The organism is Neisseria flavescens (assembly GCF_005221285.1).
GTDB classification, from domain to species: Bacteria; Pseudomonadota; Gammaproteobacteria; order Burkholderiales; family Neisseriaceae; genus Neisseria; species Neisseria flavescens.
This window is the reverse complement of record NZ_CP039886.1, coordinates 2,076,799-2,102,052: the sequence shown is the minus strand read 5'-3', so window position 1 is coordinate 2,102,052 and position 25,254 is coordinate 2,076,799. Positions and strand designations below refer to the sequence as shown.

The following is a 25,254-nucleotide window of genomic DNA, read 5'->3' as shown; positions in this document are numbered from 1 at the left end:
ACGACAGATTTTATCCCCCTCTTCCCCATTATCTCTTGATACTCGGAGTGCGCATATACGAAACATACCTGTTCCCCTTTATATCAGATACTCAAAACCGAAAAACATGAAACCCACTGCCAATACAGTGGGTTTCGTGTTTTGTGTCGCTTGATTTATCAGGCTTGACTACTGCTGATCAGGCCGTCTGAACCGAATAGACCTGATTATCGGCAGGTTTTCATGTTCAACTTGCCATAACGGCCGACAATGTTTCTGATGTCTTGGGCATCGCGCTCGTCGACCGCCATAAAGACCACGGTCATGCGCGCCACGCTCAAACCGGTATCGGGTGCGCTTCTGTCTTCCTGTTCGACAATGCGCGCGCCGCCGAAACCTGCGCTGGACAAGCGTGAAATCAAAACTTGGGCGGAAGAATGGCTGCGTGTTACATCAACGCTGATTTCGCCGTTGTGAATACTGCCGCTAAAGCCGCGGCTGCCCAAGGCATCAAGCTGGGCAGAGGTGTCGCCGTCGGCAGGCAAGACCACGCGGAAGGTTTTGGAAGAAGTCTCGCCACCGGATGTGCCGTTGCGTTTTTCGATACTGCGGCTGGCCGCATGAGGCCATTTGCCCAACAGGCCTTTGATGCGGTGGTAATCGTCTTCATCCATCACCACAGTGGCGCTGCTGGTGCACAAGCGTTCCACACCGGCCGCGCCCATCTCTTCTTCAGCGGCGCGACGCTCTTGCGCCTCTTTCTCGCGGCGCATTTTTTCTTTTTTCTCTTTCAACTGCTGCGCTTCTTGCTTTTTACGCAAGGCTTCCGCTTCTTCGGATTCAGGTTCGGCCATAATCAGGCCGTCTGATTCGACCACCACCCAATCGGGTTGCGATGCCTGCTGAGGCTCGGCTTTAGGCGCGTCCAAAGAAGACGGGCGCAATAATTCGTGCGTACCGCCTTCCAAAGCAGATTCGGGTTTGGCGGTTTTATGTTGCGTCCGATAGGCAACCATGCTGCCAAAAACAATGATGTTGAGTGCGACCAAGACCGCAAACAGCCATTTCATGATGCGTTTTCCTTTTTATTGTCCGTTGCGATGGGCAATCCAATGCAAGAGCCCGTGAATCACGAGATTATCGACGATTTTCACTTGATTGTCATGAACAAATGACTCCGGCAGAGCCTGCACGACTCTGGCGGCGCCGCCGCCCGTGATAATAATATCGACCGGTTTGCCCTCGCCCGTTTTGTCTTTCAGACGGCCATGCATCATCATCAACGCGCCGCAAACGGCATCCATCATGCCGCTGGCAATGGCGTTCGGCGTTGTGGTTGGGAACGGATATACCTTGCCGATGGGGCGGTTGAGGTTGGCGGTCTTGAGCGCCATCGCCTCTTTCATCAAGTGGAAACCGGGCATGATGGTGCCGCCGAGATAATGATTGTCTTCCGTCAACGCGTCGGTGGTTACGGCGGTACCGCAGCTGACGACGACACAGGCATTTTGCGTAAAGCGGCGGCTGCCCAGCGCATTAAACCAACGGTCGGAACCATGTTCTTCAGGACGGCGGTAATGGTTGCGGATACCCAAGGCCTGCGGCATGGAAGACAGCCATTCGACCGGACGGGTTAATTGTTCTTCGACCATCGCTTTTTTTACCGAACCACACACGGCGCAACCGACAATCTTCACATCTTCATCGGCAAATTGCAGCCATTCTTCACCCAGCCGGGTCAAATCACGATACGGCGCGCGGCCGACTTCGGAAAATGTGCCGTTCTCCACCCACGCCCATTTCAACTGACTGTTGCCGCCGTCCAGCAGCAAAAAGCGTTCCGGTTTCGCCGCGACAGGTTGTGCCGGACGGTTATCCGGGCGCAAGCTGATCTCGCCGCTGACGATGGTTTTCTCGCCCTTGTCCGTCAGCAAACGCAACGCGCCTTGCGCATCCACGCCTTTGACTACGCCTTCGTGGACAACACGTCCTTCTTGAAGCAGCAATACCGGTCTGTTTGTGTCACGGTTGGCGGCATCGTATTCGCCGACACATGACGCGAATCCGTTTTGCGCGTATTCGCTCAACAGCGCATCGAGTTGCGCCAATACCGCATTCAACAAGGTTTTGACGCTTACGCCCTGCTTAGAGGCCGTCTGAAACAAGGCCTGCACGGAGGTGGCGTTTTCAACTTCTTTCGGCAATACAAAATTGATGCCGATGCCGATGATGGCGACGGTTTTATTCTCTACCCGCGCCGTTTCAATCAAAATACCGGCCAATTTATCGTTGGCCACGACCAAATCGTTCGGCCACTTGATATTTACGTCCAAACCGATATCGGCAAGCGCACGGCGGCAGGCCAATGCCACCACCAACGCCAGCGAACCCAGCTCATATTGCGGCTTGTCAAACGTCCAGCCCAAGCTGAACATCAGACATTCGCCCTGTCGGTTGACCCAACTCCGCCCTTGCCGTCCGCGTCCTTTAGTCTGGAAATGCGCCACACACAAGGCCTTATGCGCCAAATCTGCCGACTGGCGCGCCAAAGCCATGATTTCATCGTTGCTGGACGAACATTCGTGTTTCAACTGCGCACGAAAACCCTGTTTTCCGGCCATTTGTTGCAAAGATTCTTCAGCAAACACAGCCAAAGGGCGCACCAAACGCCATTGCCCGTCGTGCTGGCGCAGCAAACCGCGGATATGTCCCGGCATCTGCTGCCAAAATCCGTTTAATTGTTGCGGCTTCATCCCGACCACTCGCGCCAACTGAGAAACGTGTTGCGGCAGGCCGTCTGAAAGCGCGGCGAGCAAGACCCAATGGCGGCTGTTCAAATCCGTCATTCGCCTCCTCCAGCTTCGCGGATTTTCGCCAACGTTTTGGTGGTCGAAGTCTGGTGTAAAAACGGAATCGAAAATACTTTGCCGCCACGCGCAAACGTCTCGGCCGCACCGACAATCTTATCCACAGGCCAGTCGCCGCCTTTAATCAATACATCGGGTTCGACCATTTCAATCAGCTCGGCCGGCGTATCGTCATCAAACCATGTGACCAAATCCACACTCTCCAATGCCGCTGCCACTGCCGCGCGGTTTTCCAAAGGATTAATCGGGCGATCGTCACCTTTGCCCTGACGGCGCACCGAAGCATCGGTATTCAACGCCAACACCAAAGCCGCACCGGCCGATCGCGCCTGCGCCAGATACGTTACATGGCCTCTATGGAGAATATCGAAACAGCCGTTGGTAAACACCAGCGGACGGGGCAATGCCGCCAAACGCTCCGCCAGCTTTTCGGGCGGACAGATTTTGGATTCAAATTCTGGAGCTGGCCATTCGGACATGATGAGATTCCTTTGGGAATGAAACAGAAAATAATCGGGGTATTATAAAGGATAACGGCGAAACGCCATAAAAAGATACCGAACGGTACAATATTCGGGCTTGATTGCGTATTCATTGATATTTGATAACACGGCAAACGCCATTTTTGCCGATGCCATGATGAAACGGTTTGATAAATACTTTTTTGAAACCCAATTAAATCTGAAGTAAAATTCGGGTATAAACGGAAAAAAGCCTGCATACAATATGCAGGCTTTCATCTGGGGTGGCTGATGGGGCTCGAACCCACGACAACTGGAATCACAATCCAGGGCTCTACCAACTGAGCTACAGCCACCGTAAAAATTGGCACGCCCGACAGGAATCGAACCTGTAACCCCCGACTTAGAAGGTCGGTGCTCTATCCGGTTGAGCTACGGGCGCTCATGCCGATTCGTGCTAAGAATTTTGTGGTCGGGGCGGTGGGATTCGAACTCACGACCCTCTGCTCCCAAAGCAGATGCGCTAACCGGGCTGCGCTACGCCCCGACTGAAGACCTGAACTATACAGACCCTTTTCAACCCGGTCAACACTTACTTTGCTTTATTTTTTCATTTTTTGGTTATCCTATTATTTTTAATCGTTATTTATTTTTATGTTTCGTAATCAGGGCTACTCTTTTGTGTCAGGCCGTCTGAAAAATGCGATAATTTAAACGCAATATTTGTCCCTATTTAGGAGGAAAAATCATGGCTGCACAACTTATAGACGGAAAAAAAATCTCCCAGCAACGCATCGAGGCGGTCGCGCAGGCGGTAAAAGCGCGTCAGGAAAAAGGTTTGCACACACCTTGCTTGGCGGTGGTATTGGTTGGCGACGACCCTGCCAGCGCGGTTTATGTACGCAATAAAAAACTGGCCTGCCAAAAAAGCGGCATCGAATCGCGCTCTTATGAGCTGCCGTCTGAAACCATGCAAGACGATTTGCTGAAACTGGTGGACGAATTAAACGGTGACCCTGCCGTCGACGGTATTTTGGTGCAACTGCCGCTACCGGCTCACATCGACAGCCAAGCGGTTTTGGAGCGTATCGAGCCGCATAAGGATGTGGACGGCTTCCACCCTTACAACATCGGCCGCCTGGTCGTCAAAATGCCGCTGATGCGCCCTTGCACGCCCAAAGGCGTGATGACTTTGTTGGAAGCCTACGGCATCGACCCGAAAGGCAAAAAAGCCGTCGTCGTCGGCGCATCCAATATTGTCGGCCGTCCGCAGGCGTTGGAATTGCTGCTGTCCCGCGCGACGGTAACCATCTGCCACAGTGCCACGCAAAACCTTGCCGAAGAAGTTGCTGCCGCAGATATTTTGGTGGTCGGCGTGGGCATTCCGAATTTCGTTAAAGGCGAATGGGTCAAACCCGGTGCCGTCGTTATCGATGTGGGCATCAACCGCTTGGACGACGGCAGCCTGTGCGGCGACGTTGAGTTTGATGTCGCCAAAGAACGCGCGTCCATGATTACGCCTGTTCCCGGCGGCGTCGGCCCGATGACGATTGCCACTTTGTTGGAAAACACGGTACACGCGGCCTCATTGCACGATTAATCGCTGTCATTAAGTTAGGCCGTCTGAACATGGTTTTTCAGACGGCCTGACCTGTTTTTTTTGCTTTTTACCTTATTGGCTTCACATGTCCTTACTCTCGTCCCATACCGACAACCCGACTTTCCGCAACGCTTCCTATATCCTGATGGGCTTGGCTTTGCTGATTGTCTTGCACTACCATTTTCTGCCGCTGCTGCTGTCGGTTATCCTCACTTATATCTTTATTACGCGCACCAACGGCGTGATCCTCAAACTCCGCCGCCGTGTTTTACCGCGCAACACGCGGCTGCATAAATCGCTCAACGCGCACAATATCAACCTGATTTCCACCACGCTGACGCTGGCCATTGTGTTCAGCATCATCACGATGATGTCTTTGGGCATTTACCACCTGATACACGGCGGCCATGTCGGTTTTATGCTGGCGAAGCTGGCGGCGATTTTGGAAGACACCAAAAACAGCCAAGACCTGCCTGCAGCCATTCTCAATATGCTGCCCAACAATATGGCCGAAATCAAAGCTTCGGCGATCAAGCTGATTGAAGAATACCGCGCCGCGCTGACCCGTATCAGTAAAAACAGTATCACGTCCTTCGTGTACATCCTCATCGGCATCATCATCGGCGCCATGCTCAGTTTTCACCGCCTGAAAATGCGCAAACACCGCGGCAAAATGCCGCCCTTCAAGGCAGAACTGGTGCGGCGGATTGTCAATTTTGAAACCAGCTTTGAACGCGTGTTCCTCGCCCAAGTCAAAATCTCACTGATCGACACCTTCCTGACCGGCCTGTACCTCTACTTGGTTTTGCCACTGTTCGGCGTTGACCTGCCGTTTAAAATGACCGTCCTGATCATTGCCTTTATCGTCGGTCTGATTCCGGTGGCGGGCAACCTGATTTCCAACACCATCATCATTATTTTGAGCCTCGGCGCATCGCTTTACGTCGCACTCGCATCGCTGGTTTTCCTCGTCGTCATCCATAAGCTCGAATATTTCCTCAACGCCAAAATCATCGGCTCGGAAATCGAATCCAGCGCATGGGAATTGCTGGTGGCGATGGTCGTTTTTGAACGCATTTTCGGCATCGGCGGCATCATCGTTGCGCCGGTTTATTACGCATACCTGAAAAACGAATTGAAACTGCGAAAATTGATTTAATCAGTTGCATTTACACACATCAAAGGCCGTCTGAAAACGACAATCGGGTTTTCAGACGGCCTTTGCTTTACCTTTTCTTACACTTTACGGCATAATGACAGCCACGCATTTCTAGAAGAAAGATAAACAATGTCAACCAAAACCCCTTCCCTATTCGGCGGCGCGATGATTATCGCCGGTACGGTTATCGGCGCAGGCATGCTTGCCAACCCGACCGCCACATCCGGCGTATGGTTTGCCGGCTCGCTGGTCGTGTTGCTGTACACCTGGTTTTCCATGCTCTCCAGTGGCCTGATGATTTTGGAAGTCAACACCCATTATCCGCACGGCGCCAGCTTCGACACCATGGTTAAAGACCTGCTCGGCCCGGCTTGGAACGTCATCAACGGCGTTGCCGTCGCTTTCGTTTTATACCTGCTCACCTACGCCTACATCTTCGTCGGCGGCGACCTGACCGCCAAAGGCATCGGCAGCGCGGTAGGCGGCGAAATTTCGCTCACCGTCGGCCAACTCGTCTTCTTCGGCATCCTCGCCTTTTGCGTATGGGCATCCGCACGCTTGGTCGACCGCTTCACCGGCGTCCTTATCGGCGGCATGGTATTAACCTTTATTTGGGCAACCGGCGGCCTAATTGCCGATGCCAAAATGCCCGTCCTGTTCGACACCCAAGCCCCCGTCGGCACCAACTACTGGATTTACGCCGCCACCGCCCTGCCCGTCTGCCTCGCTTCCTTCGGCTTCCACGGCAACGTCTCCAGCCTGCTCAAATACTTTAAAGGCGACGCGCCCAAAGTGGCGAAATCCATCTGGACGGGCACACTGATTGCGCTGGTGATTTACGTCCTCTGGCAAATCGCCATCCAAGGCAACCTGCCGCGCAACGCGTTCGCCCCCGTGATTGCCGCCGAAGGGCAAGTGTCCGTCCTGATTGAAACCCTGTCCAAATTCGCCCAAACCGGCAATATGGACAAAATATTGACCCTGTTTTCCTATATGGCGATCGCCACCTCGTTTTTAGGCGTAACCTTAGGTCTGTTCGACTACATCGCCGACATCTTCAAATGGAACGACAGCATCTCCGGCCGCACCAAAACCGCCGCGCTGACCTTCCTTCCGCCCCTAATTTCCTGCCTGCTCTTCCCCACCGGCTTCGTTACCGCCATCGGCTACGTCGGCCTGGCCGCAACCATCTGGACAGGCATCATCCCAGCCATGCTTCTCTACCGCTCGCGCCATAAATTCGGCGTCGGCAAAAACTACAAAGTTTACGGCGGATTCTGGCTGATGGTTTGGGTCTTCCTCTTCGGCATCATCAACATTGCCGCCCAAATACTGAGCCAAATGGAACTTGTTCCCGTATTTAAAGGTTAAATTCCCTTAAGGCCGTCTGAAACACCCTCTTTCAGACGGCCTAATTCATTATTTTCCGCTACAATACCCCCTTTCCCCCAACGAACACCGTCCATGTACGACAATATCCGTTTCCATCTCGACGAAGACTACCCCGACCAGCTCCCGCCCGAAAACGCCGCCACTCATATCGGCATGTACTGGCAGTGGGCGGTGCAGGCAGGCCTCGTCAACCCCGTCTGGCAAACCGCCCCCGAAACCGCAGCCGACTTCGCCGCCATAACCTCGGGCAAAATCAGTGGACGGCACTTCCTGCTCAAACACATGGACGGCGCACTGACGGCGGACGACTTTACCGAACTCGGCCAACGGTTTACCGAGTTCTACTACACCGACGAAGAAGACGGCTACGGCGCATTTATGGAAGACTACGTCCTCGCCCTCGACACACCCTCGCTCGGCGGCTTCTACCACGTCAAAAATACCCCAGAAACCTTCGCCAAACTGACATCCGTTTTTCAGACGGCCTTTAAAAAATGGAAAAGCAGTTTGAAAGCAGAAAAATAAGAGTCCACACCATGAAACTCATCATCCTTGACCGCGACGGCGTCATCAACCAAGACCGCGACGATTTCGTCAAATCAGTTGACGAATGGATTCCCATCGAAGGCAGCATGGATGCCATCGCCTTTTTAACGCAGGCAGGCTACACCATCGCCGTAGCCACCAACCAATCCGGTATCGGCCGCAAATACTTTACCGTGCAAGACCTGACCGAAATGCACGCGAAAATGCACCGCCTTGCCGTTCAAGCAGGCGGCACCATCGACGGCATTTGGTTTTGCCCACACACCGCCGTCGACAACTGCGAATGCCGCAAACCCAAGCCCGGCATGATTATCGACATTATTGAACGCTTCAAGGCCAATGCCGCCGAAACCTGGCTGGTCGGCGACAGCCTGCGCGACCTGCAAGCCATTGATGCCGCAGGCGGCAAATCCGCGCTCGTCCTGACCGGCAAAGGCAAAAAAACGCTGGCCAAACACGAGCAAGACCTGCCCGAACACACCCAAGTCTTCGACAACCTGCTGGCTTTCTCGCAATACATCATGCGTGAAAACACACAAATCGAAGAAGCCGCGCAAGCCATCCTATAAACAACAAGGCCGTCTGAAAACTGCCGACAACGGCGTTCAGACGGCCTTCAAACGACAGACTTTTCCCCGATATGCTGATTATCCGCAACCTGATTTACTGGTTCATCCTTTCCTCCAGCATTATTTTGCTGTTCCCCTTTATGCTGCTTGCCCTGCCCTTCCAAGGCGGAGCACACAAAATGGCGCAAATTTGGGTGCGCATCCTCAACTGGTCGCTCAAGCACATCATCGGTTTGAACTACACCTTAAGCGGTGCGGAAAACATTCCCGACCACCCTGCCATCATTTGCGCCAAACACCAAAGCGGCTGGGAAACCCTCGCCCTGCAAGAAATTTTTCCGCCGCAAGTCTATGTTGCCAAACGCGAATTGTTCAAAATCCCTTTCTTCGGCTGGGGCTTGAAGCTGGTCAAAACCATCGGCATCGACCGCAACAACCGCGGCGAAGCCAACAAACAACTCTTAGAACAAGGCCTTGCGCGTAAAAACGAAGGCTATTGGATTACCATTTTCCCCGAAGGCACACGCCTGCCACCCGGTGAAAAAGGCCGCTACAAGCTCGGCGGCGCGCGCATGGCAAAAATGTTCGAGATGGACATCGTCCCCGTCGCGCTCAACAGCGGCGAGTTTTGGCCGCGAAATTCCTTCCTCAAATACCCCGGCACGGTCAGCGTCATCATCGGCAAACCCATTACCCACAACAACGGCAATGAAGCCGAACTCATGGCCCAATGCGAGCAATGGATTGAAAGCCAACAGCCCCTGATTACCGGACAAGGCCCGTTCGCGCCCAACACCAAATAAATCATTCCATCGGGTGGGCCGCGATGCCCGCCCTTTCCATGCCGTCCAATATTTCCATCAATATCATGCTCCGCCTCCATACCCACACCCTTTCAGACGGCCTCACCATTCATATCCAGCTCAAACGCAGCGCCAAGAAAAACCTCATCTTGCGCCCCGTTTCCGCCGATACCGTCAGCATCAACATCCCTCCGTTTGTTACCCAGCGCACCTTTACTCAATGGCTGAACGACAACGAAGCCATCCTGCGCCGTACCTTAAACAAAACACCGGCCCGACAAACATCTACCGACGCGCTTCCCGAATGGATTTGGTATCAAGGCGTTCAGACGGCCTTGTCCGTCCACACGGCAAACCACATCCAAATCAGGCCGTCTGAAATCCTGTTGCCCGAAAAAGAAACCTCCGCCCAACTCACCCATTTACGCCGCTTCCTGCACGAGCGTGCGCACGAATATCTGCTGCCGCGCCTCGAAGGCCATATCCGAACCACCCGCCTGACCCCGAGCGCCATTTCCCTTTCCAACGCCAAAACCTTCTGGGGCGTTTGCCGCCACACCACCGGCATCCGCCTCAACTGGCGGCTCATCGGCGCACCCGAATATGTCGCCGACTACGTCTGCCTGCACGAACTCGCCCACCTACGCCATCCCAACCACAGCCCTGCATTTTGGACTCTGACCCACTCGCTCACGCCGCATGTCGACCAAGCCGAACAATGGCTGAAGGAGCACGGCAGCGAATTGTTCCGACTCGGCTAAGTCTTATCCGGCAGCATTTTTCTGCAAGCAAACACCAGCCCAAAGCACAGAATCAACATCCTCCAAACAAATCATGTAGCCGCACGTAAAATCAAGTTTATCCGCTTGCCGCCCTTCAGGCATGCCGATAAGATGATGTTTTTCTCAAAACACTTTTCAGAAAGGAAAACCGATGACCAAAGCAAAATCGTTACTGGCCACCGGCATTTTGGCTCTTTTCTCCGCCACGGCATTCGCCTCCCCACTGCCTTCCGAAATCTACCGTCCGGATGGTGCGCACACCATCAAAGCCGATCATCAAGACGACGGCGAATTTGAATACGAAGCCGAACTTTCCGCCCGACGCAATTCCATTCCTTCCTTGGCCAAAAAAGTGATCGCCCATGCGCGCAGCAAAGGTTTCCATGTGGTCGAGTCTGAAATCAAACGCGACGATGCCGATCTGAAATTCAAACGCGGTAAACAAGAGCTGGACGTTTCCATCGAAGACAAAGGCCAAGGCCGTATCGAATACAAAGCCGATTTGGACTTGGACAAAAACTAAATCCGACTCGCAAACAAAGGCCGTCTTTATCTGATAAAATGGCACTCGGTTTGCAAAATTTCCGACTCAAAACATTGTACAATCTGACCACTTATACCGATAACATCCCAAACATTGCCATGAAAAAACGTCTGCTCCTCCTCGCCATCCTTCCCCTTTCCCTTCACGCCGCCGATGTACCGCCTGATGTAAAACCCGAGCTTCAAGTCAACACTGCCGAACCCCAACAACCCGAAACGCACAACATCCCTGCCGAGCAGACAAACAGGCCGTCTGAAAAAATCATCAACGTCGATGCCGACACCCTGCTTGCCAATACCGAATTACTGGCACGCGCCATGTATTCCGCCGTCGTCGCCCATAATATCCCCGGCATCAAAGCCGTTTTGCCCATTTACGAACAATGGCCTGAACACGACCGCGCCATGGCACGCTATGCCAAAGGTTTGCTTGCCCAATCCGAAGGGAGAGCTGCCGAAGCCATCGGCCATTACCGCCGCTTTATCGCCGAGCAGCCCGATGCCTCCGCCGTCCGCTGGCAGCTTGCGACCGCCTTGTTTGAAGACAAACAAAACGAAGCCGCAGCCGACCAGTTCGACAAACTGCAAACCGAATCCCTCCCGCCTGCCTTGCAAGAACGCATCGAAACATACCGCAAAACCCTGCGCGAACGCGACTCATGGCAATTCAATGCCGGCTTGAACATCACACGCGAACAAAACATCAACCAAGCCCCCGGCCAACGCCGTCTGGGCAACCACCTGAGCGATGAACAATGCCGCGCCGAGCGCCTTATCCATCCTAACGACGACTGCTTCCGAGGCTGGACATTCCCCGAACCCATCGATGCCACCGCCATCCACTATCAAATCGGCGCAGAAAAAAAATGGTCGCTGCCACACGGCTTCTATGCCACGGCAGGCGCAGACCATTACGGCAAAATCTACCCCAAACACACCAACTACAACGACCTCACCACACGCTTCTCGGCAGGCATCGGCTATGCCGACCAGCGCAGCGATATCGGCATAACCCCGTTCCACGAACGCCGCTTCTACGGCAACGACCCCTACACCTACACCAACGGCGCACGCCTCCACTACAACCATTGGTGGCAACCAAAGCTGCAAACCCTCAGCGCATTTGAAGCAGGCCGTCTGAAAAACAGCCGCCGCGAGCATTCCAACAATACCAGCCAACTACTCAGCAACTCCATCGTGTACTACCGCAACGCGCGCCAATACTGGGTAGCCGGTATCGACCTCTACCGCGAACGCAACCGCGACGACAAAAGCGACAGCTTCAACCGCTATGCCCTGCGCACCACATGGGGACAAGAATGGCCCAAAGGCCTCTCTACCGTCCTACGCCTCAGCGCCGCCCAACGCCGTTACCAAGGCCCCAGCCTCTTCAGCAACGAACAAAACCGCCGCGACAAAGAAGCCTCCGCCTCCCTGAGCGTATGGCACCGCGCCCTCCATTTCAAAGGCATCACCCCGCGCCTGACCATTGCCCACAACAAAACATGGAGCAACGACAAGTTCTACGAATATGGCAAAACCAAAATGTTTGTCGAATTGAGCAAAACGTTCTGCCAAGTAGAACCAATCTGTGGATAAAGTAAAAATGCCTGTCCTGCATACTGATTTACAAGGCAGATTCAAACTTTTACAGATACCGAATCAATAGATTTTTTAAGGCATAATGTCTTATTAAATTTATATTTATCAAATAGATGAAATTTAAGCCAATATTACTTTACAACGTAACGCACAACACTACATAACGTTACAAAAAAATCAGGCCGTCTGAAACCCGACTTAGCGTTTCAGACGGCCTTGGTATTGGTTATCATATCTGTTCACCTCTTCAGCACAACACCGCCGCCAACGCCGAAATCGCAGATGAAAAAACCATCAAAATCATGAACCCGCTCAACTACATCGGCAAACCGGGCGTGAACCTGCCGCAAAACTGGCGCATCCGTGTCGGTACCAACGACCGCGACACCTCACTGGCAGTTTCCGCCGTCTTAGCCGCCAAACTGCAAAACAACGGCCAGACCGTCGACTACGCCCTGCCTTGGGATGTCGGACACGGCGGCGATTATGACTTGGACGAACTGTTTGCCTGGATGAAACAAGTCAGTAGCTCTGCAAAATAAGCGTTCACAACATAGATTGAGATGAGATTTGGTATCCCGTTTTAATTAAAGAAAGGCCGTCTAAACCTTTTCAGACGGCCTGTATTTTGATAAAAGCTCAAAGCCCTTTATTATATAAATGAAACTTTTAATAGAATTAAATTCTAATTTATATAAATAAACTAATTTTAAATTCCATAAAATAATTAAAATAAAGAAATTTTAGAATAAAATTGCTAAAATAAAAAATTAAGCCTTGTTTAATTCCGCTAAAACCTGTAACCTGTATCAAAAATAAACAAGAGAGTTCATCATGTCCCAACACCACCCTACCGACGATATTAAGATCAAAGAAGTCAAAGAGTTACTCCCTCCAATCGCCCATTTGTATGAGCTGCCTGTTACGCCTCAGGTCGCCAATTTGGTTTATAAAACACGTCATGAGATTTCGGATTTGGTTCACGGCCGCGACAACCGTTTGCTGGTCATCATCGGCCCATGCTCGATTCACGATACTAAGGCGGCGGTTGAATATGCGCAAAAATTGCTGCCCTTGCGCAAAAAATATGAGAAAGAGCTGCTGATTGTAATGCGCGTGTATTTTGAAAAACCGCGTACAACCGTTGGCTGGAAAGGTCTGATTAACGATCCGCACTTGGACGGTACGTTTGACATCAACTACGGTCTGCGCCAAGCGCGTCAGTTGTTGCTGACTTTGAACGAGATGGGCATGCCTGCTTCAACTGAATTCTTGGACATGATTACGCCGCAATACTACGCAGACCTGATTTCTTGGGGCGCGATTGGTGCGCGTACGACTGAAAGCCAGGTACACCGCGAATTGGCCAGCGGCCTCTCCTGCCCTGTCGGTTTTAAAAACGGTACGGACGGCAATCTGAAAATCTCCATCGACGCCATCGGCGCCGCCAATCATCCGCACCACTTCCTGTCTGTAACCAAAGCCGGTCATTCTGCGATTGTCCACACCAGCGGCAACCCTGACTGCCATGCGATTTTGCGTGGCGGTAAAGAGCCTAATTACAGCGCGGAACACGTTAAAGACGCGGTTGCGCAGCTTCAAAAAGCCGGCGTGAGCAGCAAACTGATGGTGGACTGCAGCCATGCCAACAGCCGTAAAGACTTCCGCAAACAAATGGATGTAGCGCGCGATGTTGCGGCGCAGCTGAAAGCCGGTGAAGAAAACATCATGGGCGTGATGGTGGAAAGTCACTTGGTTGAAGGCCGTCAAGACAAGCCTGAAGTTTACGGTCAAAGTATTACGGATGCCTGCATCGGTTGGGATACAACTGAAGAATTGCTGGCCCTGCTTGCCGAAGCGAAAGGTTACCAAGCGTAAGTGCGAAACCATTAAAAAGACCGGATATATTCCGGTCTTTTTTGTGCCGGTTATTTTAATTTCTTTTCTAATATTTATAATAAAAACAGTATGTTAAAAAAATCAGACCGTCTGAAACAATTAAAAAACAGTTTCAGACGGCCTACTCAATCCGTTTATGCCGCACCAACGCTATACGTTTCGCCCTTGCTGTCCGCTTGGCCGACAATGGCAGCAACGGCGGCGGCCAAGCCGTTGCGCGTTATGTATTTTTGCGGAATTTCTTGGGCATTTTGTGTCAAGGTATAGGCATTATCTTCGCCATCGGCAAGGCCGCATGGACGCAAGATGGTCCAATTCAAACCACTTTGTTTGAGATAGATTTCGGCTTCTGTTTTGGCACGGACGGCTTCGCCGAGTGCCTGTTTGAACGGCTCGCTCATCATGTCCCATTGTTCACCGCAACCCATGCTGGTAATCAGTACAAAGCGGGCTTGCGGATTGGCGGCTTTCGTAGCGGCAATGATGTTGATATTGCCCAGCGCATCGCTGCGGATACCCTCTTTGTTTTTACCGCCGACAAAACTGATCACGGTATCGGGACGATATTGTGCCAACGCTTTATCGAGCGCGTCGGCATCAAGCGCATCGGCGACGACGGTTTGAATATTGTGTTCGGCAAAAAAGCTGTCTTCAGGCGGCCTTCTCAATACGGCAACGATATCTGCTGAGTCAGTCAATGTGCGGATATAGGCGCGGCCGGATGGGCCGTTGGCTCCGAAGATGAGTTGCATATTTGGGGTTCCTTTGTATGGTAGATGTTTGTTGTTAGAGAATCCGCTCCTCTATGCAACAAGGAACGGATTATCAGGCCGTCTGAAACCGTTTAAGCGGCATCAAACAATTTGCGCATGGCTTCGATTTGGTGTTGTTTCAACTCGCCTGCTTCATCACGGCCGACAAAAATTTTAAACATAGCGCCGCCGTTGCGGTTGATAAAGTTGAGCGAGCAAGTGGCTTTACCCATGAACGGGCGTTCCAAAAGGTAGATGGTGGCGCAGTTTTCATAGTAGATGTGGCCGTGTACGCCACCGTCGGTTTCAGGATGGTCAAAGTTATAGAAACCGCGGCCGACTTTACCATTAGGCAGTTTGCCGCTGACTTCGACGATGGCATCGGGGGTGTGGGCGATGAAGGTAACGGATTCATCCCATGCGGAAACGGCTTGGAGGATTTCGACTATGCGGCTGCCTTCGGTTTGGCGCACATTCTCTTCCGGCAGACAGCGGATAACGTCTTCAAAACTGCATTGGTTTTGCGCGGCCAGCATTTCCAGCACTTGGCCGGGATTTTTTTCCAATGATTGACGCAACATGGTTTGTTGTTCGGCTGAAAGTTTTTGCATGGTTTGATCCTTTTCTTGAGTCGGAAGAGTGAGCATGAGTTTGCGGATAAGGGTGGGCGACCAATAACGGCCGCTGGTATTCAAACGGATCAGGCCGTCTGAATCGGGTTCTTTAAAAAGCTGCATTTCCTGCCATTGGGCAATCAGCTTTTGCGCTGCTTTGTTGCCGTCAAACAATAATGGATTCAGACGGCCTGTTTCAATATCGTGCTGAACTTTGCTGAGCAGTGCTTTATTTGGACTATGGCCGCTCATAAACGCGATGTTTTTCTCGTCTTTCGGCGTAGCGAGATAGCTCTCCAAATCGCCCTGCACCTGATAGCTGAAACCGCCGAAGTTACCGCCTGCGCCGGAGCCGAACGCCAAACAGGGAATATCGGATTTGATCAGGGTATTGTAGCGGTTGCGCTCGCCGCGGCCGGGATAGGCGAAGTGACTGTTGCTGACCTGTTCCCAGCCTTTTTCCAGCAGTGTTTCAACCGTGTAGGCATATTGGTCTGCCTGAATGTCGAAACCCGGCGGTGTCGGAAATGCGCCTTTTTCAATCATGCGGTTGATGGGCAGCATGGGATAAAGGTTGAACGCGTACGTATCCAAACCGGACAGCGGCAGCTCGGCGGCGCGGGCAATATCGTTTTGCCAAACGTCATCGGTTTGATTGGGCAGACCGAACATTAAATCGGCCACAATCACGGCATCGAGTTCGCATAGTTTTGCCAAATATTCAAACGCCTCGTCGCCGCTGTGTTTGCGGCCGAGACGGCGGCGGATGGCGGTATTGAAGGTTTGCACGCCGATGGAAATACGGTTGGCCCCTGCTTCGATGCAGGCCTTTGCTTTTTCCAAATCGAAATGGCTCATGCGCCCTTCGATGGTGAACTCGCAATCTTCGGCAAGCGGCAAATATTGGTAGCAGGCACGAATCAGGCGGACGAGGTCTTCCGTAAGCAACGCGGTCGGCGTACCGCCCCCGAAATAAACAGCTCGGATTTTGCCCTTACCTGTACGGACTTCGGATTCAGCGGCCATTTCTTCGATAATTTTGTCGGTGTACACGCTGCTTTGGCTGTCCTTCCACGCATTACGGTAGAAGCCGCAAAAAACGCAATGGTTGGCGCAAAATGGAATATGCAGATAAGCAAGCGCGTCCACATCCGTGGCATGGGGAAGCTTTTTCTTCCAAATGTTCTGCCACTGGGGACGCGGCATTGGAACACCGCCCCAAACGGGCATTAATGCCTGACGTTCGGGAAATGCCTTGGGCGCGGATTGTTTCGGAGTCCAAACAAGCTGCTGTACCATGATAATGATTAATAAAAGTTATTAACAGGATTTATATATTAAATAACCATCATCATTTTCTTGTCAATATTTTTACGTAATTAAAAATCAGTATTATATTTAAAATATTGTATTCTATAAATAATTAAATGTATTTCTATTTGATGGAAATCGGCATTTTATTTGTGAAATGTGCAAAATCTGCTTCTTCAAGTCGGGAACATCCTCCCATCTCGTTTCATTTTTGAACGATAAAATAAATTTTCTTTATCGTTTTTCAGACGGCCTGTTGGCGCTCAGCTTCTGAAATAAAACCCTGCCTCATCTTCGCAACGGCGTATCTGCCAACCATAAACCGATTCAAGCAAGTCTGGGTGCATCACTTCGCCCACCTTGCCTGATGCAACGACTTTTCCCTTATTCATCAAAATAATATGTTCTGAATAACGCGCGGCGAGGTTTAAATCGTGCAATACCATCATTGATGAAGCACGGTTTGAATGCCCGACCAAATACTGCATCAGGCGGTGTTGGTGGCGGATATCGAGATGGTTGCACGGTTCGTCTAAAAGCAAGACCGGCGCGTTTTGCAACAGGGCGCGGATGATGTTGGCGCGTTGTTGCTCGCCACCTGAAAGCTTGCCGATACGCTTATCCGCCAACACCGTCAAATCAAAATAATCGAGTAACTCGTCCGCCCACTCATGGTTCAGACGGCCTTTTTGTACGAATGACGCCAACGCAATGTATTCACGTACGGTCATCGGCATGTTGTAACGGCCATGCTGCCCGACCCATGCCACCCTGCCCGCACGGATTTGCGACGCAACGGCCTCACCGAAAAGCGTGACTCCCCCCTGCCCCGTTTGCCCGATTAAGGCCCGCAGCAAAGTAGATTTGCCTGCGCCATTCGGGCCGATAATGACAGTCATGCCCGAAGGTATATCCAGTTGATCGATTTCAAGCAGGGTTTTGTCTTGGACGCGGACGGAAAGATTACAGATTTGAAATAAGGTGTGCATGGCAAAAGATATGGGGCAATGAAGTTTCAGACGGCCTGTTTAGGCATCAACGGCTTTTCAAAGGCTTGATAAACAAATACATAAAAAACGGTCCGCCCAATAAGGCAATCACGATACCGACCGGCAGATCGACAGGGTATGTCAGCCAGCGCGCTGCGCCGTCCACCACCATCAAAAACACTGCGCCCAACCAAGCCGACAGAGCAATCAGTTTGCGGCGGCTGCCACCGACGGTTTGCGCCAGCACATTGGGGATCATCATGCCGAGAAAACCGATGATGCCCGAAAGCGATACCGCCGCCCCCGTCATCAATGCCGCGCCGATTACGGCTTGCACACGCAATGCCCCAACTGATACCCCCATACTGGCAGCCGTGTCTTCCCCCGTCATCAAAACGTCCAGCCGCCTGCCTGCGGACAACAAAATCAGAAAACCGGGCAACATGACCGCGATTGCCGCGACAGGCGATGAGAAACCGGCTTCGGCAAGGCTGCCCGACAGCCATGTGGTTGCGCTGCGCAATACCAAATCGTCAGACAAAAACAAAATCATGCTGACCACCGCGCCCGAAAACGCGCTCAATACAAACCCCAACACCAGCAATCCCAAAGTACCGCCGCCGAGCAGTTTGTGCACCGCCAAAATCAGCAGGCACACACCCAATGCACCGAGAAAAGCCGCCGCCGGCACACCCATCGCGCCGCCGCCCAAAGCCAATAACACAATCACGCCTAAGGCCGCCCCGCCCGACGTCCCGATCAAACTCGGATCGGCCAGCGGGTTTTCAAATAAAGCCTGCAATGCCGCACCCGAAGCGGACAAACCGGCTCCGACCAAAAGCGCGGTATAGATGCGCGGTAAACGGATTTGGCGGACGGTTTCATCCATCGCCAACGGCGACTCCCACGCACCAAAACCGATGCCGCAGCACAAATAAACGGCGGCGGCAGTAAGCAGCAGGCAGAGAGTAAGGGTATGCGGTTTCATGACATCATGCGGTTGAAGCGGATTGAGGGACGGTTTCAGACGGCATTTTTAAGACAGCCGTTTTACTTCCTCCTCAACAAGAAGGAACAAATCAAGGCCGTCTGAAAACAAAAATCAGACAGGTTTTTCAAAACAGGCGCGTTTATTTCGCCAAACCGTGCAAACGCTGAATCACTTGCGGCGTATCCAGCCCGTAACGGAACATATCGTTAGCCTTCCACAAATAAATCTTGCCGTTTTTCGCGGCAGGCGAGCCGGCGATTTCGGGGCGTGCGGCAAAGGTTTTGACGTTGCCTATCATGGCGGTGTTGTGGTCGGCAATAATGATGATGTCGGGTTTGGCCGCAATCCATGCCTCACGCGTCATCGGTTTGAGGCCGTCAATGGCGGCTGCGGCATTGATACCGCCGGCGCGGCGGATGATTTCGTCGGCAGCGGTATTCTTGCCCGATACGATGCGTCCGTCGTAGCTGAAGAGGTAGCGTTTGCCGCTGGAAGGCTGCTGTTTCATATCTGCCTGCCACTTACCGGCGAACTTGTCCGCCTGCGCGCTTTTGCCGATAAGCTGACCGATGTTGCGGATACTTTGCGGATAGGCGGCGATGCTGTCGTCGGGCGCAACATTGACGGCTTTAATGCCTGCTTTTTGCAGGTGGGCAAAAATATCGGCAGGCTGCGCCATCCATGAACCGATGGCGATGTCGGGTTTGGCGGCCACAATCGGCTCAACCGTCAGACGGCGATGAATGCCGATACTGGGCTTGTTTTTCAATGCAGGATTTTGAACGGTCTGATCGCGGCCAACGATTTCGTCCAATGCGCCGAGCGCGGCAACGATGTCTGCCGTATCGGGGGTCAACACGACGATGCGTTGCGCGTGTGCAGTGCCGGCCAACGAAATAAGCGCGGAAAGCAGGAGGAGTTTGAGTTTCATTGTTTTTCCTTGTTGTATGCTTTCGGACGGCCTGCTCGCTTTCTCAGGCCGTCTGAAAACGGTTGAATCACATTAGAACTTCAGTTGTACGGTTGCGGCGAAATTGCGGCCACTTTCAGTGTACAAGTCCATCACACCGGTACGGCTCATACCGGCAACGTCGGCGTGCTGCCAGTATTTTTTGTTGCCGACGTTGTAAATGTTTGCGCCGATTTCGAAGTTTTTAAACGGCTTGTACCACGCGCCGACATCCCATACGCCGTAGCCCGGCGCTTGGAAAACGCTGTCGCTGCTGACGCGGCTGTGTTTTTTCGACCAGCGCAGCTTTGTACCCATACCCCATTTTTCCTGAGTGTAATCCAAACCCAAAACGCCGTTGAGCGGATAAGCGGAATCCAACGGTTTGCCGGCCTGCTGCTCACCGCGCATCCAAGCGATGCTGCCGGAGACTTGCCAGCCCGGCAGGAATTTGTAGGCGGCGGAAGCTTCGGCACCGTAGGTTTTAACACGATCAAGGTTTTGATATTGGTACTGGGTAATCGGGCGTCCGCCAATGGTGGAGGTACCGATTTCAGTGCGGTCGATGAAGTTGCGGTAACGGTTGTAGAACGCGGTAACTTGCGCACGGGTGCGTTCGTTTTTGAACTTCATCCCCAATTCAAAGCTGTTGGAGCGTTCAGATTTGAGGTTGGCATTGGGAATGACCGCATAGCCGTAGGTTGTATTGGCAAACGCCATGGTCGCGCTGTCAAACGGCGGCGTACGGAAGCCTTGTGAATAAGTAGCAAAACCGGTGAACTGCTCACCCATCGGCACACTCAGGCGCAGGCTGGGTGTAAGCGCGGAATCGTTGAAGCGGGTTGCCGTTCCGCCGGGATTGGCATTTAGATAGGCTTGGTCGGTCGACGTGTTCAGCTTGTCTTTTTCGTAACGTAAGGCCGGAGTTAGAACGATGCCATTGCCGAAGGTCAGGCTGTCTTGTGCGTAAACGCTGAACGTTTTGCGCTTGCTGTCGGGGAAGGTTTTATTCGGATAGGTGCTGCCTGCATAAACTTTGCTGACGGCGCCGGTCAGATTGTCCACTGTCAGGCTGTCGCGCAGACGGGCGGTCTCGGTGTGTTTGTATTCGGCTCCGGCAACAACGGTTTGTTTGACCGAGCTATCAAACTCCCACACGCTACGTCCGTTCAGCCCGCGTATGGTCTGATTGAAACCGTAGTCGGAATAACGGGTCGAGTTACCCAATTGGCGCGCGCCCATGCGCGTAATGCTCGCATCGACGGCATCGTCTTCCGTACGCAGTTTTTGCTGATAGGCAGTCAGGTTGGCTTCTTTCAGACGGCCTTCGCCAGTGTAGCGGTAGCCTGCTTCGATACGTTGACGGCGGATACGGTCGCGGGCATTGCTCTCGGATGTTGCGATGGTTACCGGCCCGCGCGATTGCGAACCCAAGCCGTTTGCCAATACGGTATCGTTGGCGTGGTAATACTGTTCGTACAAAGTTTCCAAGCGGTGGCGTTCGTTGCCAATATTGCCTTTCGCCAAGATATTGTAGGCATTGTTTTTCTGCGGGTTGGTGGCAGTACGCGCAGTCGAGTAGCTTTTGTCGCCGCCCATGTTTTCCGTTTCGTGTCCTTGACGACGCGTCAGCATCAGCAGGCCTTCGGCGTTTTCATGGAAACCTGCCACAGTCGCCGTCATGCCATGGCTGCGGTCGCGGCTGCGGTAGCCGTGTTTCAAACCGAAATGCCCGCGTTTGCCCGCATCGACAAAATCGCTCGGTGAGAGCGTCACCATGTTCACCACGCCGCCAAGCGCATCGCTGCCGTACAGCGCGGAATAAGGGCCTTTGACAATATCAACCTGCTTGAGCGTGTCGCTTTCGACCATATCGCGTCCCGAAATCGCGCCATTGGAGCCGCCGCCTGCATAAGATTCGGGAATGCGCACGCCGTCCACCATCATCAGAATGCGGTTGCCGTCTATGCCTCGGATATTGATACCGGCATGACCGCGGCGATTGTTGTCTGACGGCACGCTGACGCCGGATTCATACATCACGATATCGTCCAAATTCTGCGCCGATGCTTGATTCAAGGTTTTGCGTCCGATAACCGACACATTCGGCGCGGCTTTATCCAAGGTTTGCGCATTGCGGTCGGCCGTGACCACCACAGGCTCTATTTCTGCCTGAGCCACCGGCATCTGAGCCGCATATAACTGTCCGGAAAAAACCGCCCCTACTACACAGGCAATCGCTTTCTTTTTCATTATACAACCTTATCATTTGAATAATAATGGTTTGCATTTATAAAACAAACAGACGGTTTTTGCAAGTTTAAGATATGAACAAAAGGCCGTCTGAAAACCCGATAATTCAGGTTTTCAGACGGCCTGTCCTACTTCTGCTATTCAATTAAAACGTATGTTTAACCGTTGCAGTCACACTACGCGGCGTGCCGTAAACGTGAATATCCGGCATGGTGCGATAGCGTTTGTTAAACACGTTTTCAAAGTCCAAACTGATGCGGGTGGATTTGCCGATTTTGTAATGCGCGGTCAAATCCAGCGTAGCGTATGGGCGTTGGGTCAATGCAGCAGCGGCAGCCGGGTTGATGTCTGCGGGATATTCGTCCAGCGTGTGGCTGCGGCTTTGCCAGTTGACGTTTGCGCCCAGGTTCAAACGGTCGGTTACGTCATATGCGGTAAAGAGCTTGAACAAATGAACCGGATAAGACGGATGCAGTTGAACCCCTTCGCTGTTTTTGATTTTGGAACGTGCATAAGACGCATTCAGCAGCCATTTGTCGCTCAGGCGGCCGCCGACAGAGAGTTCCACGCCTTTTGTCGTGGTGTTGTTGGCTGCACGGTAGTATTTTTTCTTACTATTCGCGAATTTGCCTGCAACCACGCCCAAATGGTCGCGTTTGTTCATAAAGGCGGATGCAGAAGCGTTCAAACGGCCTTCAAACCAAGAGGCTTTTAAGCCGAGTTCATATGTTTTGCCACGTTGCGGTTCGAGCGGTTTGCCGTTTTGATCCAAATAGCGTCCTTGCGGGCGGAATATGGTGGTATAGGAGGTGTAGGCTGTCAGATTGTCGTTTAAATCATAACTTGCGCCCAAATAGGGGATAAATACCTTGTTTTTATACTTGTTGTAGACAAAGTCGTTGAGATCATCGTAATCGTAGCGGTATTGCCGGTATCGCCAATCGACAAATCGTCCGCCGCCTATCAATGCCAGCCTGTCGGTCAGTTTAAAACGGGTCGAACCGTAAACAGAGAGGTTTTTCATATGGGCAAAGCCGTCACCAAGATAGGGCATGGCCGGTTTTGTGAAATTTCCGTCAAAAAGGCGCAAATCAGGGACAATCTCATCTTCATTTTCTTTGTAATATGAAGGAGTTTCCTTATTGTACTGATAGCTGATGCCGGCATTGAATTCATGTTTGCGTCCCAAAAGCGGGTAATCGCCGTCCAAACTCAGAGAAAAATCTTGGTCGGTGTACTTGGCTTGATTGCGCTCGGCAAAGAATTCAGCGGAATAGTCTGAATCAATGAAAAAAGGACCGGCTATACCGGAAACTGCATCACTTTTTCCATAAGTATGGCTGTAGTTGCCGTTCAGAGCCCAACCGTTTTCAAACTCATGATTGATAGAGGTAAAGATTTCCGCACTGGTGTCTTTACCGTAAGCCCATTTTGCCGAGGCATTGCTGCGCGGAGAGGCTGCAAATGGTTTGAAAGGTTGATTTTTTCTAGGGTTTCCTGCCACGGTCAGATAGCTGAAAGGCGAGCTGCCGGTATTGCGGAAACGGTGTATTTCCGTACCGATATTCCACTGAGTCTGAGGGGCAATGTCGTAGGAGAGAATGCCGTAGAACGTATGATTGTGGCGCGAAGTGTTCGGCAGGTAATCGCCGCCGTGGTCGCTGACCAAAATAGTGCGGCCGCGCAAGGTATTGTCTGCATTTAAAGGCTGATTGGCATCAAGGACGAAGCGGTAGTGCTTCCACGAACCGACTCCGGCTTCGACGCTGACGGCAGGTTTGGCAGTCGGTTTTTTGCGCTCCAAAGCAACCGTGCCGCCCGGCTCGCCCATACCGCCGTTGGACAAACCGCTTGCGCCGCGCACGACGACGACTTGGTCATACAACGTGCTGTCCAGATTGTTGGTACTGCGGCGGATGGCTTTACCCTCGTAAAGGAATTTGGGTGCGCCATCTACGGAAATGCTGTCAATCGCCTGACTGCGCGAAATAAACTGGCTGTGGCCGGATACGTTGTTGCCCATTTTGCTGTGGAACACGCCCGGTGTTTGTTTCAATACGTCCTGCAGACTGTCCAAGCCTTGGTCTTCGATTTGTTTTGCCGTTACGACAGACAGGGATTGCGGTGTTTCACGCTGGGTCAGCTTGATGCCTGTGGCGGCGGATGAGGCGGGGATGGTGTAGTTGGAAGTAGTCTGTTTACCGACACCTTGGACGGTAACTGTCGGTAAATCGACACGCTCTTGCGGCTGGGTATTTTCTACTTCGGTTGCGAAAGAATACGCCGAACACAGCGCCAGACTGACGGCAAAGCTTAATTTGCCATAGGGAAATACAGGTAGTGACATAGCCTCTCCAATTAGCTTATCTTTCAATTTGGTGGCAGATTCTATCAAAAAGATGTAGCCCGATGAAACTATGTTCCAATCGCTATTTTCTAAGTCATTTGTTTCATTAAAAATATTTCTTTAAGACTAATTATAATTAACTAAAAAGGCCGTCTGAAAACCTGTATCATCAGGTTTTCAGACGGCCTTAATCTTTTTTTACAAGGCAATCAGTCTGCCAATTTTCGTGCCAATTCTGCCAAACGTTTACCTTGCGCAAAGGCAATATCGTTTTCTTCGGCAGTCAATGCCGGCTTGCTGTCGTGGCCGGAAACATGGCTTGCGCCGTAAGGCGTGCCGCCGCTTTGGGTATTGCTGAGCGCGGACTCGGTATATGGAATGCCGCTGATGACCATGCCGTGGTGCAACAGGGGCAGCATCATGGTCAGCAGGGTGCTTTCTTGGCCGCCGTGCAGCGAAGATGTGCTGGTGAATACGGTGGCAGGTTTGCCGACAAGTTCTGCGCCGAGCCAAAGGGGAATGGTGCCGTCGATAAAGTATTTCATCGCGGCGGCCATATTGCCGAAACGTGTCGGGCTGCCGAGCGCGAGGCCGGCGCAATTTTTGAGATCGTCGGCAGTCGCGTATGGCGCGCCTTCATCGGGAATGGCTTTTTCAACGACTTCGCAAACAGTGGAAACTTTGGGAACGGTACGCAACACGGCTTCGCATCCGTCCACGCTTTCGATACCGCGTGCGATTTGGCGGGCAAGGTTGCGCGTGCTGCCGTTTTGGGAATAAAAGAGGACGAGAATTTTCAGGGGATTTGGGTTCATTTGGGATTTCCGTTACAATGCTGTCAGGTTT

At 52.2% G+C, this 25,254-nt stretch carries 21 protein-coding genes, 3 tRNA genes and 1 pseudogene; 11 read left to right on the top strand and 14 right to left on the bottom strand.

The features are described 5' to 3' along the window. Positions 1-206: 206 nt before the first annotated feature. The 6 genes from FAH67_RS10740 to FAH67_RS10715 form a co-directional block, all read right to left on the bottom strand. On the bottom strand, positions 207-1,049 hold the full coding sequence (locus FAH67_RS10740) for a hypothetical protein (RefSeq protein WP_003680345.1): 843 nt from the start codon (positions 1,047-1,049) through the stop codon (positions 207-209). A gap of 15 nt (positions 1,050-1,064) precedes the next feature. Next, positions 1,065-2,825, bottom strand: coding sequence for a bifunctional biotin--[acetyl-CoA-carboxylase] ligase/type III pantothenate kinase (locus FAH67_RS10735; protein ID WP_003680347.1), 1,761 nt, complete (start codon positions 2,823-2,825; stop codon positions 1,065-1,067). Next, positions 2,822-3,325 carry an adenylyltransferase/cytidyltransferase family protein gene (locus FAH67_RS10730; RefSeq protein ID WP_003680348.1) on the bottom strand — a complete coding sequence of 168 codons (504 nt, stop codon included), beginning with the start codon at positions 3,323-3,325 and terminating at the stop codon, positions 2,822-2,824. The genes FAH67_RS10735 and FAH67_RS10730 overlap by 4 nt, the downstream gene beginning before the upstream one ends. 262 nt (positions 3,326-3,587) lie before the next feature. Then, positions 3,588-3,663: transfer RNA gene (locus tag FAH67_RS10725), tRNA-His, on the bottom strand. A gap of 9 nt (positions 3,664-3,672) precedes the next feature. Beyond that, positions 3,673-3,749, bottom strand: a tRNA-Arg gene (locus FAH67_RS10720). 27 nt (positions 3,750-3,776) lie between these two features. Beyond that, positions 3,777-3,854 (bottom strand) — tRNA-Pro (locus FAH67_RS10715). Positions 3,855-4,055: 201 nt separating this feature from the next. Between FAH67_RS10715 and folD the strand changes: the two genes are divergently transcribed. The 11 genes and pseudogenes from folD (at position 4,056) to aroG (ending at position 14,181) form a co-directional block, all read left to right on the top strand. Continuing rightward, complete coding sequence (folD, locus tag FAH67_RS10710) at positions 4,056-4,907, top strand: bifunctional methylenetetrahydrofolate dehydrogenase/methenyltetrahydrofolate cyclohydrolase FolD (RefSeq protein ID WP_003680350.1); 852 nt, start codon at positions 4,056-4,058, stop codon at positions 4,905-4,907. 85 nt (positions 4,908-4,992) lie between these two features. Beyond that, on the top strand, positions 4,993-6,066 hold the full coding sequence (locus FAH67_RS10705; RefSeq protein ID WP_039863835.1) for an AI-2E family transporter: 1,074 nt from the start codon (positions 4,993-4,995) through the stop codon (positions 6,064-6,066). Between the two features lie 129 nt (positions 6,067-6,195). Beyond that, positions 6,196-7,437, top strand: a complete 1,242-nt coding sequence (locus tag FAH67_RS10700) for an aromatic amino acid transporter (protein ID WP_003680352.1) — start codon at positions 6,196-6,198, stop codon at positions 7,435-7,437. A gap of 93 nt (positions 7,438-7,530) precedes the next feature. Next, a complete protein-coding gene (locus FAH67_RS10695) occupies positions 7,531-7,983 on the top strand; it encodes a DUF7832 domain-containing protein (RefSeq protein ID WP_003680353.1) in 453 nt (150 codons plus the stop codon). A gap of 11 nt (positions 7,984-7,994) precedes the next feature. Continuing rightward, positions 7,995-8,573, top strand: coding sequence for a D-glycero-beta-D-manno-heptose 1,7-bisphosphate 7-phosphatase (gene gmhB / locus FAH67_RS10690; protein WP_039863836.1), 579 nt, complete (start codon positions 7,995-7,997; stop codon positions 8,571-8,573). Between the two features lie 71 nt (positions 8,574-8,644). After that, entirely contained in the window at positions 8,645-9,376 is a 732-nt protein-coding gene (locus FAH67_RS10685) for a lysophospholipid acyltransferase family protein (RefSeq protein ID WP_003680357.1), read from the top strand. A gap of 65 nt (positions 9,377-9,441) precedes the next feature. Beyond that, a complete protein-coding gene (locus FAH67_RS10680; protein WP_039863843.1) occupies positions 9,442-10,137 on the top strand; it encodes a M48 family metallopeptidase in 696 nt (231 codons plus the stop codon). A 172-nt stretch (positions 10,138-10,309) separates the two neighbouring features. After that, on the top strand, positions 10,310-10,681 hold the full coding sequence (locus FAH67_RS10675; RefSeq protein WP_039863839.1) for a hypothetical protein: 372 nt from the start codon (positions 10,310-10,312) through the stop codon (positions 10,679-10,681). Positions 10,682-10,800: 119 nt separating this feature from the next. Beyond that, positions 10,801-12,300, top strand: coding sequence for a surface lipoprotein assembly modifier (locus FAH67_RS10670; protein WP_208648191.1), 1,500 nt, complete (start codon positions 10,801-10,803; stop codon positions 12,298-12,300). A gap of 248 nt (positions 12,301-12,548) precedes the next feature. After that, positions 12,549-12,845: pseudogene (locus FAH67_RS10665) on the top strand (subtype B tannase); the annotation flags it as partial. Positions 12,846-13,137: 292 nt separating this feature from the next. After that, the gene (gene aroG, locus FAH67_RS10655) at positions 13,138-14,181 is read left to right on the top strand and encodes a 3-deoxy-7-phosphoheptulonate synthase AroG (protein WP_003680363.1); all 1,044 of its coding nucleotides are present in this window, start codon (positions 13,138-13,140) and stop codon (positions 14,179-14,181) included. Between the two features lie 155 nt (positions 14,182-14,336). Here the strand turns inward: aroG and FAH67_RS10650 are convergent, their stop codons facing one another. The 8 genes from FAH67_RS10650 to wrbA all read right to left on the bottom strand — a co-directional run bounded on the left by FAH67_RS10650 (position 14,337) and on the right by wrbA (position 25,223). Next, positions 14,337-14,954, bottom strand: a complete 618-nt coding sequence (locus FAH67_RS10650; protein WP_003680367.1) for an NAD(P)H-binding protein — start codon at positions 14,952-14,954, stop codon at positions 14,337-14,339. Between the two features lie 92 nt (positions 14,955-15,046). After that, complete coding sequence (gene hutW / locus FAH67_RS10645) at positions 15,047-16,867, bottom strand: heme anaerobic degradation radical SAM methyltransferase ChuW/HutW (RefSeq protein ID WP_003680368.1); 1,821 nt, start codon at positions 16,865-16,867, stop codon at positions 15,047-15,049. A 275-nt stretch (positions 16,868-17,142) separates the two neighbouring features. Further along, complete coding sequence (locus FAH67_RS10640) at positions 17,143-17,868, bottom strand: ABC transporter ATP-binding protein (protein WP_003680370.1); 726 nt, start codon at positions 17,866-17,868, stop codon at positions 17,143-17,145. Between the two features lie 46 nt (positions 17,869-17,914). Continuing rightward, on the bottom strand, positions 17,915-18,856 hold the full coding sequence (locus tag FAH67_RS10635; protein WP_003680371.1) for a FecCD family ABC transporter permease: 942 nt from the start codon (positions 18,854-18,856) through the stop codon (positions 17,915-17,917). Between the two features lie 142 nt (positions 18,857-18,998). Next, positions 18,999-19,790: a heme/hemin ABC transporter substrate-binding protein gene (locus tag FAH67_RS10630; RefSeq protein WP_003682038.1), complete on the bottom strand. Its 792-nt coding sequence runs from the start codon at positions 19,788-19,790 to the stop codon at positions 18,999-19,001. Positions 19,791-19,862: 72 nt separating this feature from the next. Beyond that, positions 19,863-22,061: a TonB-dependent hemoglobin/transferrin/lactoferrin family receptor gene (locus FAH67_RS10625; protein WP_003682037.1), complete on the bottom strand. Its 2,199-nt coding sequence runs from the start codon at positions 22,059-22,061 to the stop codon at positions 19,863-19,865. 145 nt (positions 22,062-22,206) lie between these two features. Then, positions 22,207-24,408, bottom strand: a complete 2,202-nt coding sequence (locus FAH67_RS10620; protein ID WP_039864308.1) for a TonB-dependent siderophore receptor — start codon at positions 24,406-24,408, stop codon at positions 22,207-22,209. 209 nt (positions 24,409-24,617) lie between these two features. Continuing rightward, positions 24,618-25,223 carry an NAD(P)H:quinone oxidoreductase gene (gene wrbA / locus FAH67_RS10615; RefSeq protein ID WP_003682033.1) on the bottom strand — a complete coding sequence of 202 codons (606 nt, stop codon included), beginning with the start codon at positions 25,221-25,223 and terminating at the stop codon, positions 24,618-24,620. Between the last annotated feature and the right edge of the window lie 31 nt (positions 25,224-25,254).